This window comes from Methylobacterium sp. D53M, from assembly GCF_053345625.1.
On sequence record NZ_JBKFAL010000027.1, the window covers coordinates 40,998 to 56,179 of the forward strand.

The 15,182-nt window shown below is 71.0% G+C and carries 12 protein-coding genes; 5 read left to right on the forward strand and 7 right to left on the reverse strand.

The window, feature by feature from the left end; genetic code table 11:
* Nucleotides 1-183: 183 nt before the first annotated feature.
* Nucleotides 184-1,200: a threo-3-hydroxy-L-aspartate ammonia-lyase gene (locus ACLBYG_RS26470; RefSeq protein WP_447683442.1), complete on the forward strand. Its 1,017-nt coding sequence runs from the start codon at nucleotides 184-186 to the stop codon at nucleotides 1,198-1,200.
* Between the two features lie 133 nt (nucleotides 1,201-1,333).
* Nucleotides 1,334-1,711 carry a HesB/IscA family protein gene (locus ACLBYG_RS26475; protein WP_012317999.1) on the forward strand — a complete coding sequence of 126 codons (378 nt, stop codon included), beginning with the start codon at nucleotides 1,334-1,336 and terminating at the stop codon, nucleotides 1,709-1,711.
* A 64-nt stretch (nucleotides 1,712-1,775) separates the two neighbouring features.
* Here ACLBYG_RS26475 and ACLBYG_RS26480 read toward each other — a convergent pair whose 3' ends face one another.
* The 3 genes from ACLBYG_RS26480 to ACLBYG_RS26490 all read right to left on the reverse strand — a co-directional run bounded on the left by ACLBYG_RS26480 (nucleotide 1,776) and on the right by ACLBYG_RS26490 (nucleotide 5,115).
* Nucleotides 1,776-2,834, reverse strand: coding sequence for a GGDEF domain-containing protein (locus ACLBYG_RS26480; protein WP_020095327.1), 1,059 nt, complete (start codon nucleotides 2,832-2,834; stop codon nucleotides 1,776-1,778).
* Nucleotides 2,835-2,935: 101 nt separating this feature from the next.
* Nucleotides 2,936-4,525 (reverse strand): DEAD/DEAH box helicase, encoded by a 1,590-nt coding sequence (locus ACLBYG_RS26485; protein ID WP_447683443.1) that lies wholly within the window; start codon nucleotides 4,523-4,525, stop codon nucleotides 2,936-2,938.
* A gap of 209 nt (nucleotides 4,526-4,734) precedes the next feature.
* The gene (locus ACLBYG_RS26490) at nucleotides 4,735-5,115 is read right to left on the reverse strand and encodes a hypothetical protein (RefSeq protein WP_447683444.1); all 381 of its coding nucleotides are present in this window, start codon (nucleotides 5,113-5,115) and stop codon (nucleotides 4,735-4,737) included.
* 450 nt (nucleotides 5,116-5,565) lie between these two features.
* Between ACLBYG_RS26490 and ACLBYG_RS26495 the strand changes: the two genes are divergently transcribed.
* Nucleotides 5,566-6,432: an outer membrane protein gene (locus ACLBYG_RS26495; protein WP_331298449.1), complete on the forward strand. Its 867-nt coding sequence runs from the start codon at nucleotides 5,566-5,568 to the stop codon at nucleotides 6,430-6,432.
* A gap of 216 nt (nucleotides 6,433-6,648) precedes the next feature.
* Nucleotides 6,649-7,143 carry a PRC-barrel domain-containing protein gene (locus ACLBYG_RS26500; protein ID WP_447683445.1) on the forward strand — a complete coding sequence of 165 codons (495 nt, stop codon included), beginning with the start codon at nucleotides 6,649-6,651 and terminating at the stop codon, nucleotides 7,141-7,143.
* A gap of 160 nt (nucleotides 7,144-7,303) precedes the next feature.
* Here the strand turns inward: ACLBYG_RS26500 and parE are convergent, their stop codons facing one another.
* On the reverse strand, nucleotides 7,304-9,364 hold the full coding sequence (gene parE / locus ACLBYG_RS26505; RefSeq protein WP_056531212.1) for a DNA topoisomerase IV subunit B: 2,061 nt from the start codon (nucleotides 9,362-9,364) through the stop codon (nucleotides 7,304-7,306).
* 371 nt (nucleotides 9,365-9,735) lie between these two features.
* Between parE and ACLBYG_RS26510 the strand changes: the two genes are divergently transcribed.
* A complete protein-coding gene (locus ACLBYG_RS26510; RefSeq protein WP_042669668.1) occupies nucleotides 9,736-9,924 on the forward strand; it encodes a hypothetical protein in 189 nt (62 codons plus the stop codon).
* A 185-nt stretch (nucleotides 9,925-10,109) separates the two neighbouring features.
* Here the strand turns inward: ACLBYG_RS26510 and topA are convergent, their stop codons facing one another.
* From topA to ACLBYG_RS26525, 3 genes are all read right to left on the reverse strand, one after another.
* Entirely contained in the window at nucleotides 10,110-12,794 is a 2,685-nt protein-coding gene (topA, locus tag ACLBYG_RS26515; RefSeq protein WP_447683446.1) for a type I DNA topoisomerase, read from the reverse strand.
* 300 nt (nucleotides 12,795-13,094) lie between these two features.
* Nucleotides 13,095-14,054 (reverse strand): molybdopterin-dependent oxidoreductase, encoded by a 960-nt coding sequence (locus ACLBYG_RS26520; protein WP_447683447.1) that lies wholly within the window; start codon nucleotides 14,052-14,054, stop codon nucleotides 13,095-13,097.
* Entirely contained in the window at nucleotides 14,051-14,914 is an 864-nt protein-coding gene (locus ACLBYG_RS26525; protein ID WP_447683448.1) for a cytochrome b/b6 domain-containing protein, read from the reverse strand. The genes ACLBYG_RS26520 and ACLBYG_RS26525 overlap by 4 nt, the downstream gene beginning before the upstream one ends.
* Nucleotides 14,915-15,182 lie beyond the last annotated feature (268 nt).

The following is a 15,182-nucleotide window of genomic DNA, read 5'->3' on the forward strand; positions in this document are numbered from 1 at the left end:
CGCCCCCCAGCGTTCCTGCCAAGTTGTCGCTGGGTATAAGCGGCGAGGTGGCGAATGGCTCCGCTTGCGCATGTGGATCGGCGGGATGCGCGCGGGTCGAAAGGCCCGTATGACGGGCTGCGCCCCGGCCTCGCTCCGGCGCGGCCCCGGGCGGATGGTACCCGGACGACGATACAGGCAACGATGCAGGCGACCATGCACGACACGCAGCACGGCGAATCCGGCGCGGCCACCGGCGGCCTTCCGACCTTCGCGGACGTGGCCCGCGCCGCCGAGCGGATCGCCGGGGCCGCGCACCGCACCCCGGTGCTGACCTCCCGCACGGCCGACGCGATGACCGGCGGCCGCCTGTTCTTCAAGGCGGAGAACCTGCAGCGGGCCGGCGCCTTCAAGTTCCGCGGCGCCTACAACGCGATCAGCACGCTGCCGGAGGCGGCCCGCACCCGCGGGGTCATCACTTACTCCTCGGGCAACCACGCCCAGGCGATCGCCCTGGCGAGCCGGCTGCTCGGAGCGCCCGCCACGATCATCATGCCGGGCGACGCCCCCGCGGCGAAGATCGCCGCCACCCGCGGCTACGGCGCCGAGGTGGTCCTGTACGACCGCTACACCCAGGATCGCGAGGCCCTGGGCCGCGAGATCGCCGAGGCCCGCGGCCTGACGCTGATCCCGCCCTTCAACCATCCCGACGTCATCGCCGGGCAGGGGACGCTGGCGCAGGAGCTGATCGAGACGGTCGGCCCCCTCGACGTGCTGGTGGCCTGCCTCGGCGGCGGCGGCCAGCTCGCGGGCTGCGCCCTCGCCGCCGCGGAGCTGTCACCGGGCTGCCGGGTGATCGGCGTCGAGCCGGAGGCGGGCAATGACGGGCAGCGTTCGTTCCGCGAGGGCCGGATCGTCACGATCCCGGTGCCCCGCACCATCGCCGACGGGGCGCAGTCGACGGCCCTGGGCGACCTGACCTTCGCGATCATCCGCGCGCGGGTGTCCGATATCCTCACCGTCACCGACGCGCAGCTCGTCGAGACCATGCGGTTCTTCGCCAGCCGGATGAAGCTCGTGGTCGAGCCGACCGGCTGCCTCGCGGCGGCGGCGGTGCTGAGCGGCCTCATGGACGTGACGAACAAGCGCGTCGGCGTGGTGATCAGCGGCGGCAACGTCGATCTCGGGACCTTCGCGCGACTGACCGGCGAGGCCGCCTGAGGGCGCTCCCGCGCGGCGAATGCCGGGCCGGTGTGATCCCGCCGCGGTGGACCGGCCACGGGCCAATGCTTATCTTGTACGCGTCGGAATGCGCGTCCCCGGGCCTTGAACCCGGATGGGCGGGAGGGTGACGATGTCCGCTGGTTTCAAGGTTCTCTCGCTGACCGATCGCGCCGCCGATCGGATCAAGGCGATCATGGCGGAGGCCGACCGGCCGATCGCCGGGCTGCGCGTCGGCGTCCGGAACGGCGGCTGCGCCGGGATGTCCTACACGATGGAATATGCCGAGGCGGCCAAGCCCGGAGAGGACGTGGTCGAGGATCGCGGCGTGCGCGTGTTCGTCGACCCGAAGGCGGTGCTGTTCCTGCTCGGCACCGAGATGGACTTCACCACCAACAAGCTGGCCTCGCAGTTCGTGTTCAACAACCCGAACCAGACCTCGGCCTGCGGCTGCGGCGAGTCGGTGGCGATCACGCCGGTCTCGGCTGACCGCCTGCCCGCGCAGGCCTGACCGGTCCGCGCCCGCCGTCGCGTGTGGCGCGCGTCGCCGGACGGCGCCGCGGCCGGGGCCGGCTCTAGGCCACCTGCATCAACGACTCGGCGGCGTCGTCCAGGAAGCGGTTCCGGCCGGCGCGCTTCGCCGCGAACATGCACAGGTCGGCCCGCTCCATCAGCGATGCGGGCGTGTCGCCCGGGCGCAGCACCGCCACGCCTAGCGAGATGGTGACCTTGCCGAGCGACTCGCCGGTCGAGCGCTTTACCAGCTCGCGCCCCATGACGCTGGCGCGGACCGTCTCGGCCACCTGCTTGGCCACCGTCCGGTCGACCCCGGGCAGGATGATGCCGAACTCCTCGCCGCCGAACCGGGCGAGCTGCGCCTGCTTGCCGGCGTTCTCGCGCATCACGATCGCCACGAGCCGCAGGACCTGATCGCCCGTGAGGTGACCGTACAGGTCGTTGAATCGCTTGAAGAAGTCGATGTCGAGGATGATCAGGCTCATGGGCGTGCTGCGCGCCCGGGCCGTCTCCATCGACGCTTTCAGCGTCTCCTCGAAATGCTTGCGGTTGGCGAGCCCCGTCAGGGCGTCGGTCAGGCTCTCGCGCCGGGTCGCCTCGAGCTTCTCGCGCAGGGTTTCGATCTCGCTGCGGGTCTCGCGCATGCGGGCTTCGAGGATCCGGTTGTTGGCAGCGACCTCCCGCGTCGTGGCGGCCAGGGTCGCGACGATCTCGCCGAACCGCGCCCGGCTCGGGACGCCCTGGGAGAGGTCCTGAGCGACCGCGCGCAGCGACTCGCTGTACTGAGCCGTCGAGCCCAGGGAGAGGTCCAGGATCTCGGTGACGGCCGCGATCTCGCTGAGGACGATGCGGCTGACGTCGTCGGTGGTGCTCGCGAGGCGGCGCCCGTCGAGATAGGTCTCGTGCAGGTCGTCGATGTCGCCCTCGGTGAGGCAGCCGTTCTGCGTGGTGAGACGCTTCACGGCGTCGGCGAGCAGCGGCAGCTCCCCCGAGACGTAGGCGTACCAGACGGCGTAGGCGCGCGGCGTCGCGGAGGGCCCGTAGTCGCGAATCAGGTCGTGGCTGCGCTTCGCCAACGCGAAGCTGCGATCGCGATCCGAATAGGTCTCCTGGCTCATCCGTATCCCGCGGTCCGGGGCGACCGACGCGCCTGCGTCGTTGCCCTGACCCAATATACGGCTGCCTGGTAGCCGGACAGTTAAGCCGGAACAGACGTCTGTTACTTATCCTTCTTCGCCAAGACTGGTCGAAGCAGGAACGCAGGAACGTGCGAGCCGAGGCCGACGGGTGTGTCCCCGTCGGCGTCGATCCGGCGCCCGCGCTCCTCGCGCGCGGACTCGCCGCCGCGGCCTGACGCGCGGCCCGACGCGCGCGGCTCCGGACGGTTCTCGGGGCGGCTCTCAGAACGGCTCTCGGGACGATCGTCCGGGCGGCTCTCCGCGCGCGCCGCGCCGCGGCCGCCGCGCGACCGGGTCGGACGCTCGCGGACCTCCTCGGTCTCGCTCGCGCTCCGGGCACTCTTCTCGACGACGGCCTTGTCGGCGCCCTTGTCGGCACCCTTGTCGCTGCCGCTCTTGTCGCCGCTCCGTCCACCGCTCTTGGCGGAGCGGCCGCCCCGACGCCCGTCGCTCGCGCGGCCGCGGTGGCGCGTCCCGGTATCGCCGGACGCGTCGGCCACGCTGGTCAGGTCGCCGTCCAGCCAGGGGATCGGCTGGCCGATCAGCGCCTCGATGGCGCCGAGGGAGCGCGTGTCGTCGGGGGCGACCAGCGTGTAGGCCGTGCCGCTGCGGCCGGCGCGGCCGGTGCGGCCGATCCGGTGGACGTAATCCTCCGGGTGATGCGGCACGTCGAAGTTGAAGACGTGGCTGACGGCCGGGATGTCGAGACCACGCGCCGCCACGTCGCTGGCGACCAGCAGGGCGGTGTCGCCGTTGCGGAACCCGTCGAGGGCCGTCGTGCGGGCGCGCTGGTCCATGTCGCCGTGGAGCGCCGCGGCGTCGAAGCCGTGGCTGACCAGGGACTTCTGCAGCAGCGCGACGTCGCGCTTGCGGTTGCAGAAGATGATCCCGTTCTTCAGCTCGCCCTCGCCGCGGATCAGGGTGCGCAGGCGCTCGCGCTTGGCGTGCCCCTCGGCGCCGGTGGCGACGAGCCGCTGGGTGATCGTGGTCGCCGTGGAGGCGGGCCGGGCCACCTCGACCCGCTGCGGGTTGTGCAGGAACATGTCCGCCAGCCGCTCGATCTCCGGCGGCATAGTCGCCGAGAAGAACAGCGTCTGCCGGGTGAACGGCACCATCTTCACGATGCGCTCGATGTCGGGGATGAACCCCATGTCGAGCATGCGGTCGGCCTCGTCGATGACCAGGAGCTCGACGCCGGTGAGCAGCAGCTTGCCGCGCTCGAAATGGTCGAGCAGGCGGCCGGGCGTCGCGATCAGCACGTCGGTGCCGCGCATCAGCTTGGCGTCCTGATCGGCGAAGGAGACGCCGCCGATGATCAGCGCCACGTTGAGCTTGTGGTTCGTCCCGTAGCGGTCGAAATTCTCGACCACCTGGGCGGCCAGCTCGCGGGTCGGCTCCAGGATCAGCGTGCGCGGCATCCGCGCGCGGGCGCGGCCGTTCTCCAGCAGCGTCAGCATCGGGAGCGTGAAGGCCGCGGTCTTGCCGGTGCCGGTCTGGGCGATCCCGAGGACGTCGCGGCGCGCCAGCACGTGAGGGATGGCCTCGGCCTGGATCGGCGTCGGCTCGGTGTAACCCGCCGCTTCGACGGCGTTCAGGACTTTCTCGCTCAGTCCCAGGTCGGAAAAAGGCATCTGCGTTCAGGAACCGTTGCGCGCCCGGCCGGCGCGAAGGACACCGTCGCGGCAACGGCTGGGAAAGGCTCGCGCGGGGCGCTCGGACGCTCCCGGGGCCGCGGGGCGCATGCTCCCTGTCAGTTAGGGCCTTGGCGCGACTTGTCAATCTCGCAATGGCGACAGCGCGGGTCGGCGCACAGGGGATCGGCCGCCCGAAGGGTCGCCGATCAGGGCCGGAGACGGTCGCCCGCGGGCGCGACGCAGGGGTCCAGGCGGGTGGTGCGGGCGGATCGCGCCTCCGCGATGGCACCGGTCGTCTCGGGCTCGGCCATCGGCGCGAGCGCCGCGGTCGCGACGGCAGTCCCGGACGTCGGCGCGTCGGGCCGGCTCAGCCGCGCGAGCTGGTAGGCGCCGATCACCGCGACGATCCCGACCAGGCCCGCCACGCGCAGCGTCCAGGGCAGGGGGCCCGCGGACCGCCTCGGCTCGGCGCGCGCCACCCGCGCGGCGGTCGAGCCGGTCCGCGGGCCGGCCTGCGCGCCGGGCGCGGCCTCGCCGGTCCGGCGCTTGCCGAAGGTCGTCCGGCTCCGTTCGTCGGGGCTCTGCATGGACAGCGGTCTCCGCCGGCAGGGGACCGGATTCGGTTTGATGCGCGAAAGGGGCTCGGGGACGGGCCCGCGAGCGACGGACCATCGGGCAACAGGGTTAATCGATCGCTTACGCGCGAGAATCATTCTCGTCGAAGTTGTGCCGGAATAAAACGTCCGCCGCCGACGGCTCCTGCAGAGACCACGAGCGATGTCGCCGGCCACGAGCCGGCCGCCGCCAATATGCGCGGCGCGCAAGGCAGCTAGTCTTCACGGTCTCTGCAGCTCTCCTTGCCCTCGTCGAGCGCGCGAGCGGGCCGTCTGCTGTCGGGCAGGGCCGGCTAGTCTTCATCTTTCGTTGACGGGATGTCCCTAGCCTGAAGAGGCTTGTTGCAGGAAAGCGACAGACCCGCCATCCGAGAGCGCCTAGAAGGCTGCCGGCTCAAGCTAACCCCAGGACCGAACACCACCATGAAGAAGCTTCTCCTCGCATCCACCGTCCTCGCCGGCATGACCGCCGCGGCGTCCGCCGCCGACCTTCCGCGCCGCGCCGCGCCGCCGCCGGTGTTCACGCCGGTGCCGGTGTTCACCTGGACCGGCTTCTACTTCGGTGTGAACGCCGGCTACGGCTTCGACGCCAACAGCCGCAACACCACCAACTACGCCCTGCCCGGCGGCTCGCTGATCAACTCCCCCGGCACCGCCGGCGTCGTCAGCGTCAACAACCGCAGCAACAACGACGGCTTCTCGGGCGGCGCCCAGATCGGCTACAACTACCAGTTCACCCCGGGCTCCGGCGTCGTGATCGGCTTCGAGGCCGACGCCCAGTACGTCGACTTCGCCCGCCGCGCCAACGCCACCCAGAACTACGCCTTCGGCGGCGCCCCGGGCATCGCGTTCGCCGCCCCGCGCGCCTTCGTCGCCACCAGCGGCAACGGGCTGGACTACTTCGGCACCGTGCGCGGCCGCCTCGGCTACGCCTTCGACCGCACCCTCGTGTACGGCACCGGCGGCTTCGCCTACGGCTCGGGCCAGGACGACCAGAACTTCGCCGGCAACCGCTTCCGCGACAGCTTCCGCACCGGCTGGGCCGCCGGCGGTGGCGTCGAGTACGCCCTGCCCACCGACTCGTTCCTGAACTTCTTCCGCTCGAACGCCGTGACGCTGAAGGTCGAAGGCCTCTACGTCAGCCTCGACCGCCAGAAGAACTCGGCCGGCGGCGTGTTCTACGGCAACCTCCTGCCCCCGAACGGCATCGCCTACCTCAACGGCGCCGCCGCCAAGACCGAGTTCGCCGTCGTCCGCGCCGGCCTGAACTACAAGTTCGGCTCCTACTGAGACCGGATGCCGGAGCCGGCTCTGCCGGCTTCGCGCTCCCGAAGGGCCCGGCCGCAAGGCCGGGCCCTTTCGCGTTTCGGGACCGCGAACCGACCTCGGCGGGTGCGACAGGGAGGGCCGGAACCGCGCGGGCCGCCCGCGATTGAGACCGCGGCGCCCCTCAGTGAACCGGACAGGGCCTTCCACGCAGGGACCGGGCGCGCGGAGCGATCAGCCATGCGAAGCCGAATCCTTCTCCTGTCGCTCGCGGCCCTCGGCCTCGCGAACGCGCCGGCCTCCGCGCAGGACGCCAGCGTGATCGGCAAGGACACGATCCTGCCGGCCACGGGACCGGGAACCTCGACGGACGGCAAGGGGGGCGGGCGGCTGACGGAGGCGGCGAGCGCAGAGGACGCGGCCAAGCGTCAGGGGCTCAAGCCCGTCACCTTCCTGACCACGAAGATGATCGGCGTGACGGTTCGCAACGCCGCCGGCGACAGCGTCGGCAAGATCGAGGATCTGCTCATCGCCGACGGCGGGACGCTCAAGGCGGTCGTGATCGACGTCGGCGGCTTCCTCGGCCTCGGCAGCAAGCTCATCGCGGTCGAGCCGGGCGCCCTCGTGCTGCGTCCCGGCGGCGACCGATTCTCGGCGGTCCTCAACATGGGCAAGGACACGGTGGCGGCGGCCCAGCCCTTCGACCCGGCCCAGGTGATCGCGCCGCCCCGATAAGGCGCGGCCGAAAGCCGTCACCCGTCTTTGCGAGCGCAGCGAAGCAATCCAGGGCAGCGCGACTTCGGTGAACGTGGCGCTGCTGGGTTGCTTCGCTGCGCTCGCAATGACGGCGCGGCGCCATCGACCGACGCGGCGCGGCCGTGCCGGCGCTCCGGCGTCAGATGTCGAGGTCGGCGCCCTCGGCGAAGGCCGCGCGCTCGCTGATGAAGGCGAAGCGCGCCTCGGGCTTGTTGCCCATCAGGCGCTCGACCGTGTCGCCGGTCGATTCCCGGGCCTCGTCCAGGACCGCGACGCGCAGGAGCGTGCGCTTCTTCGGGTCCATGGTGGTCTCCTTGAGCTGGGCCGGCATCATCTCGCCGAGGCCCTTGAACCGCCCGATCTCGACCTTGCCGCCCTTGAACACGGTCTTGACGATCCGCTCCCGATCCGCGTCGTCCCGGGCATAGGCCACCTTCGAGCCCTGCTGCAGCCGATAGAGCGGCGGGATCGCGAGGTAGAGGTGGCCGCGGTCGATCAGCCTCGGCATCTGGCGGTAGAAGAAGGTGATCAGCAGCGAGGCGATGTGGGCGCCGTCGACGTCGGCGTCCGTCATGATGATCACCTTCTCGTAGCGCAGGTCCGCCTCGCGGAAGGCCGAACCGGTGCCGCAGCCGAGCGCCAGGGTGAGATCCGAGATCAGCTGGTTGGCGCCGAGCTTGTCGCGCGAGGCCGAGGCGACGTTCAGGATCTTGCCGCGCAGCGGCAGGATCGCCTGGGTCGCCCGGTCCCGGGCCTGCTTGGCCGAGCCGCCGGCCGAGTCGCCCTCGACGATGAAGATCTCCGAGCCCGCGGTGCCGGCCGCCGAGCAGTCGGCGAGCTTGCCGGGCAGGCGCAGCTTGCGGGTCGCGCTCTTGCGGGCGACCTCCTTCTCCTGGCGGCGGCGCAGGCGCTCCTCGGCCCGGTCGATCACCCAGTCGAGGAGCTTGTTGGCCTGGGCCGGGGAGGCGGCGAGCCAGTGGTCGAAGGCGTCGCGCACCGCCGTCTCGACGATGCGCTGGGCCTCCACGGTGGCGAGCTTGTCCTTGGTCTGGCCCTGGAACTCCGGCTCGCGGATGAAGACCGAGAGCATCGACGCGCAGGTCGCCATGACATCGTCGGTGGTCACCGCCGTCATGCGCTTGGCCTGGTTCACCCGCTCGGCGTGCTCGCGCAGGCCGCGCAGCAGGGCGACGCGCAGGCCGGCCTCGTGGGTGCCGCCCTCGGGCGTCGGGATCGTGTTGCAGTAGGAGTGCGAGATCCCGTCCTCGGCGACCATCCAGGCCACCGCCCATTCGAGCGACCCGTGCGAGCCCGGCTTGGTGATCTTGCCGGAGAACATGGCGTCGGTGACGAGTTCCTTCCCGTCGATGTCGCGGGCGAGGTAGTCGCGCAGCCCGTCGGGGAAGCGGTGCACCGCCTCGGCCGGCACGTCCTCCAGCCCCTCGAGGAGGGCGGGGGCGCAGCGCCAGCGGATCTCGACCCCGCCGAACAGGTAGGCCTTGGAGCGCGCCATCTTGAACAGGCGGCGCGGGTCGAACTTCAGCGAGCCGAAGATCTGGGCATCGGGATGGAAGCGCACGCGCGTGCCGCGGCGGTTCTGCACCCGGCCGACCAGTTCCAAGGCCCCTTGGGCATGACCGCGCGAGAAGGTCTGGCGGTAGAGGGTCTGGTTGCGCGCCACCTCGACCTCGAGCAGGTCGGAGAGCGCGTTCACCACCGAGATGCCGACGCCGTGCAGGCCGCCCGAGGTCTCGTAGACCTTCGAGTCGAACTTACCGCCGGCGTGCAGCGTGGTCATGATGACCTCGAGCGCCGACTTGCCGGGAAATTTCGGGTGCGGGTCGACCGGGATGCCGCGGCCGTTGTCGGTCACCACGAGGGCGCCGGATTCCTCCAGCTCCACCTCGATGAAGCTGGCATGGCCGGCGACCGCCTCGTCCATCGAGTTGTCGATCACCTCGGCGAAGAGGTGATGCAGCGCCCGCTCGTCGGTGCCGCCGATATACATGCCGGGCCGGCGCCGGACGGGCTCCAGCCCCTCCAGCACCTCGATGTCGGAGGCGGTGTAGCCGCCCTCGGGCTCGGCGGCCGCGAGCGTCGCCACGGAGGCCGCCGAATCCAGCCGCCGCCGCGGCTCGGGCGGGCGGGCCGCCGCGCCCTTGCCTCCCGGCCCGAACAGGTCCCGCGCCGGATCGCTCACGCGCGGCCTCCTGGCGCGCAGCGCGTCGGCCGGCTCGGCTTCGCGCAGACGGGTCTTGGGACGGGTCTCGGGTCGTGGAGCATGCGCCTTCATCCCCGCATGATAGCGGAACAAAACATAAACATCAAAACCGTTCGCTCTGCGGCGAGGCGGTCGCATCATCGCATGCTGCGCCGCCGCGAGCGAGGGCCGCGTCCGTGCCGGCACACGGTTCCGCGCGCCGGGCCGTCATCACGACGTTGCACAACAATGGGTTAAGGCTTTCTCGTGACCCGCATGCCCGGCTTCCACAGGCGACGCCCGGAACAGAACGGGACGATCGACGTTGGTGGCGGAGATAAATCTTGACCGTGGTCAGGGAGCCGCAGTCCATGAGCGACGCCGCGATCGAGGCCCGCCGCCTCACGTTGATCCGCTTCGAGCACGCGGCCGGCGCCGCCTTCGGCTGCGACGATGACGCGGCCGCGGTGCCACCGGCCCGGGCGCTGATGAACTCCACCACCCTCGCGCTCGCGACCTTCGCGACGGCCGTGGCGGCGACGATCACCTACCTGGTCTGAACCCGATCGCTGACCGCAACCCGCGGTGAGGGGCAGCAACGCTGCTTCTGCCACGTCCTTGCGAGCGGAGCGAGGCAACCCAGTCGGCGCCACGTTCGAACGCCTCGCGCTGCACTGGATTGCTTCGCTCCGCTCGCAAGGACGGGCGGGCTTGCCGGCCCGCCTCAGCCTCGTCCACGAACGCTTCAGCCCGCGCTCGACGTCTTCGCCGCCGCCTTCTTGGCCGCAGGCTTCTTCGCGACGGTCTTCTTCGCCGCCGGCTTGTCGCCGCTCGCGGCCCGCGCCGACCCTTTCCGGACCGCCCCGCGCTTCGCCGGCTTGCCGCCGCCCGCGGCGCGCTTGGCGTTCACCAGGGCGATCGCCTCGTCGAGGGTCAGCGCCTCTGCGCTCATCGTCTTCGGCAGCGTGGCGTTGACCTCGCCGTCCGTGACGTAGGGCCCGTACTTGCCGGCCTTGACCACGAGATCGCGGCCGCTGGCCTCGTCCTTGCCGAGCGGCCGGCCCGGATCGGCGGCCGGGCGGCCGCGCCCGCCGCCCTGCTCCTTGGCGACGATCAGGTCGATAGCGCGGTTAGCCCCGATCTCCAGCACGTCGTCGTCCTTGCCGAGATTGGCGTAGGTCTTCCCGTGCTGCACGTAGGGCCCGAACCGGCCGAGATTGGCCAGGATCGGCTCGCCGGTCTCGGGGTGGCGCGCCACCTCGCGCGGCAGCGCCAGCATGGCCAGCGCCTTGTTCAGATCCACGTCCGAGGGGCTGAGCCCCTTGGGCAGCGACGAGCGCTTCGGCTTCTCGGCGCCCTTCTCGGCGGAGGCCTCGCCGAGCTGGAGGAACGGCCCGAAGCGGCCGTCGCGCAGCGTCACCGGCAGGCCGGTCGCGGGATCGTCGCCCAGCACGCGCACGCCCGGCTGACCGCCCTCGGCCGAGGAGCCGTCGCCGTCGCCGTCGACGCCCGAGGCCGAGAGCTGGCGGGTGTACTTGCACTCCGGGTAGTTCGAGCAGCCGATGAAGGCGCCGAACTTGCCGAGCTTCAGCGACAGCTGGCCCGAGCCGCAGGTCGGGCAGGTGCGCGGGTTCGAGCCGTCGCCCTTGTCGGGGAAGATGTGCGGGCCGAGGAGGCCGTTCAGCGCCTCCAGCACGTCGGCGACGCGCAGCTCCTTGGTCTCACCGATCGCCGCGGAGAAGTCGCGCCAGAAGTCGCGCAGCACCGCCCGCCAGTCGATCTCGGCGTTGGAGACCCGGTCGAGCTGCTCCTCGAGGCCGGCGGTGAAGTCGTACTCGACGTAGCGCCGGAAGAAGCTCTCGAGGAAGCCCGTGACGAGCCGCCCCTTGTCCTCCGGCTGCAGCCGCTTCTTCTCGATCTTGACGTATTCGCGATCCCGCAAGGTCTGGAGAACCGCGGCATAGGTCGACGGGCGGCCGATGCCGAGCTCCTCCATGCGCTTCACGAGGCTCGCCTCGGAGTAGCGCGGCGGCGGCTCGGTGAAGTGCTGGGTCGAGCTGATCCGCTCGCGGGCGAGCGGGTCGCCGGCCTTCATGGGCGGCAGGCGGCGGCTCTCCTCATCCTCCTCGTCGTCCTTGCCCTCCTGGTAGAGGGTCAGGAAGCCGTCGAACTTCACCACCTGGCCGGTGGCGCGCAGGTCGATGGTCCGCGGTCCGACCTTGGCGGTGACGTCGACGGTGGTCCGCTCCAACTCGGCCGATTCCATCTGGCTGGCCATGGTGCGGGTCCAGATCAGCTCGTAGAGCCGGGCCTGCTCGGGCTCGAGGTGGCGCGCCACCGTCTTGGGCAGGCGGCCCATGTCGGTGGGGCGCACCGCCTCGTGGGCCTCCTGGGCGTTCTTGGCCTTGACGCTGTACTTGCGCGGCACGTCCGGCACGTAGCGGTCGCCGAACTCCTTGCCGATCACCCGGCGGGCGTCCTGGATCGCCTCCGGCGCCATGTCGACGCCGTCGGTCCGCATGTAGGTGATGATGCCGACCGTCTCGCCGCCGATGTCGACGCCCTCGTAGAGCCGCTGGGCGACCCGCATGGTCTGGGCCGGCGCCATGCCGAGCTTGCGGGAGGCCTCCTGCTGGAGGGTCGAGGTGGTGAAGGGCGGCTGCGGGTGGCGCTTGGCGGGCTTCGCCTCGACGCTCGCCACCTGGAAGGTCGCGAGCTCGAGGTCGCGCTTGAAGGCGGCCGCCTCCTCGCCCGTGCCGACGTCGAGGCGCTGGATCCGCTTGCCGTCGGCGCCGACGAGGCGGGCCTCGAAGGTCGCGCCGTCGGCGGTCGTCAGCGTGGCGATGAGCGTCCAGTACTCGCGCGGCTTGAATTGCTCGATCTCCATCTCGCGCTCGACCACGAGGCGGAGCGCCACGGACTGCACGCGCCCGGCCGAGCGGGCGCCCGGCAGCTTGCGCCACAGGACCGGCGAGAGGTTGAACCCGACGAGGTAGTCGAGCGCCCGGCGCGCCAGGTAGGCGTCGACCAGCGCCTGATCGATCTCCCGCGGCTTGCGCATCGCCTGCTCGACCGACGCCTTGGTGATGGCGTTGAAGGTCACGCGCTCGACCGGGATGCCCTTGAGTGCCTTGCGGGCGGTCAGCGCCTCCAGCACGTGCCAGGAGATCGCCTCGCCCTCGCGATCCGGGTCGGTGGCGAGGATCAGCTTGTCGGCGCCCTTGACGGCCTTGGCGATCTCCGAGACCCGGCTCGCCCCGCGGTCGGCCAGCTCCCAGACCATGTGGAAGTCCTGCTCGGGATCCACCGAGCCGTCCTTGGGCGGCAGGTCGCGGATATGCCCGAAGGAGGCGATGACTTCATAGTCGCGGCCGAGATACTTATTGATCGTCTTGGCTTTGGCCGGCGACTCGACGACGACGACTTTCATTCAGACCTCTGCCCCTGACGGAGCCTGGGCGCGACGGACGAATTCTGTTCGAGATTCGCGTGGGACGTATGCCCGCCGTCGGGCCGGGGCCGCGCGCCGGGCACAAGTGGGTCACGGGCGGCGGGTTGTCAAATCGCGAGGTTGTTCGGGGGAGCCCCTGCGCGGCACTTTTCGGGCCGGGTGCTGATCAGGTTCCGCGTCGCTCCACCTGTCCGGGGAAGAGGCCATGCAGGATGAAACGCGGCCCGGGCTCCAGCACGGAACTTGCCGCGTCAGCAGCTCAAAATCCCGTCAGTCGCCTCAGATCCCCGCGTACCACTCGTAGCCGCGGTCTTCCCAGTAGCCGCCGCTGCCCCCGCCGATCCCGGCGAGCGACTCCACCATCTCGACCCGCATCACGTACTTGGCCTGCTTGTAGCCGAGCTGGCGCTCGACCCGCAGCCGCAGGGGCGCGCCGTTCGAGACCGGCAGCGGCTTGCCGTTGAGGTCGTAGGCCAGGATCGTCTGCGGGTTGAAGGCGTCGTAGAGGTCGATGCTCTCGTAGTAGCGGATCGGGATCCCCGCCGGCTCGGGCTCCGGGGCCGGGCTGCCCTGGCCCCAATCGTCCTTGGGCGCGTCGGTGGCGGTGGCCGGGCCGCCCCAATCGTCGGCGGCGGCGAGCTGCACGTAAGCCTCGCGCACCGCGCCCGGATGGGTCGGGCGCCAGAGGGACGCGCCCTGGTCGCGCCCTCTGCCACCGCCCTTGGGACCGGCCTCGAACTCCAGCGTGTCGGCGCAGTGAAATACGGCGTAGCGCGCCTGCGGCTTCAGCCCGGCCTTCCTGAGCACCTCGGCGAGCGGCACGCCGCCCCATTGCCCGATGCAGCTCCAGCCCTCCACGCAATCGTGCCGGGTGATCTGGGTGCGCGACGGCAGGGCGCGCAGGTCCGCGAGGCTCAGCGACAGCGGGGTCTGGACCAGCCCGTCGACGGAGAGCTTGAAGTCCGAGAAGTTCCGCGCCGCCAGCGCCCGGTAGGCGCGGTCCGGCGGGTCGATCGTGCCGTTCGGCTTGAACCAGGGCGAGATCATCGAGGCCGGGAATTCCCGGGCCAGGGTCGTCGGCGACATCAGCAGGCGCTGGACGTATTCATTGGCGTCCTCGCCGACCTTGAGGGTGCGCTGCCCCGTCTCGGTCCCGGCGAACTTGTCGCAGCCGGCCAGCAGCGCGGTGCCCATGAGGCCGGCGCCCGCGGTGAGGAGCCTGCGGCGGTGGAGGATCATCGGGCGGGTTCCTTCTCGGGACGGCCGAGGCTGAACCAGCCGGTGATCATGCCGCGCATGTTGTTGACGAGCCCTGAGACGACCACGAGCAGCACGTGGACCACCACGAACAGCACGATCAGCCCGGCGGCGATGAAATGAACGCTGCGCGCCGATTGCCGGCCGCCGAACAGCTCAGTGAGCCACGGCCAGGCCGCGTCCATCCCGGGCGACATGGCGAGCCCTGCGAGCACCATCGCGGGCAGCAGGCCGAGCACGAGGACGAGGTAGGTCAGCTTCTGGATGACGTTGTAGCGCTTGGCCTCAGTGCCCTCAGGGAAGCGCAGGAGCAGGTGCTCCTTCACGGAGCCGCCGAAGTCGCGGATCTGGTCGCCGTCCGGGATCAGGCGGCGGCGGAGCTGGCCCGAGACCAGGCCGTAGAGCAGGTAGACCGCCCCGTTGATCACCAGCAGCCACGCGAACAGGAAATGCCAGCGCCGCCCGGTGGCGAGGTCCTGGTTGGCCGGCAGCGTCGCCCAGGACGGGAAGGCGCGCTCCACCTCGGTGCCGCCCTCCCTCGACAGGCCGAGCACGCCGGTCGTGTCGAGGGTGTGGGAACCGACCGTCACGACGCCGCGGGTCGTGCCGTCGCGGCCGGGCTCGCTGGTGATGGCGAGCGACGGATTGTCGAAGGTCGAGACCGAACCCCAGTAGAGCGCCGGGTGGGCGTTGAAGATCTGCAGGCCGCTCATCAGCAGCACCAGCAGCACCGCGGCGTTGATCCAGTGCGCCAGCCGGATGACCAGCGGGTGGCGGTAGAACCAGCGGCGCCCCTGCCGGTCGACGGTCTCGGGGGCTTCGAGGGCAGGGGAGGCGGCCAAGCGTCTGGATCCCGGGCAAGCGGCGCGGGGTCGGGAGCGTACGAATCCCGACCGTTCGGGCAGATACGTGGCGCGGGGGCGGGCGGTTACCATCCGCCGGGAAAAAGGCCGCAGCCGCCTCTCGAAGTGCGACTGCGCCGATGGGCGCGCGCCGTCGATGACGGAGCGCGACGCGCCCCATCCTGCCGCCGGACGGACAGCCTGGGCCTCGAACCCGTGACGCCCGCAGCCCCTGACGGAGCGAGCGTCATGACTGAACCGGGATGAG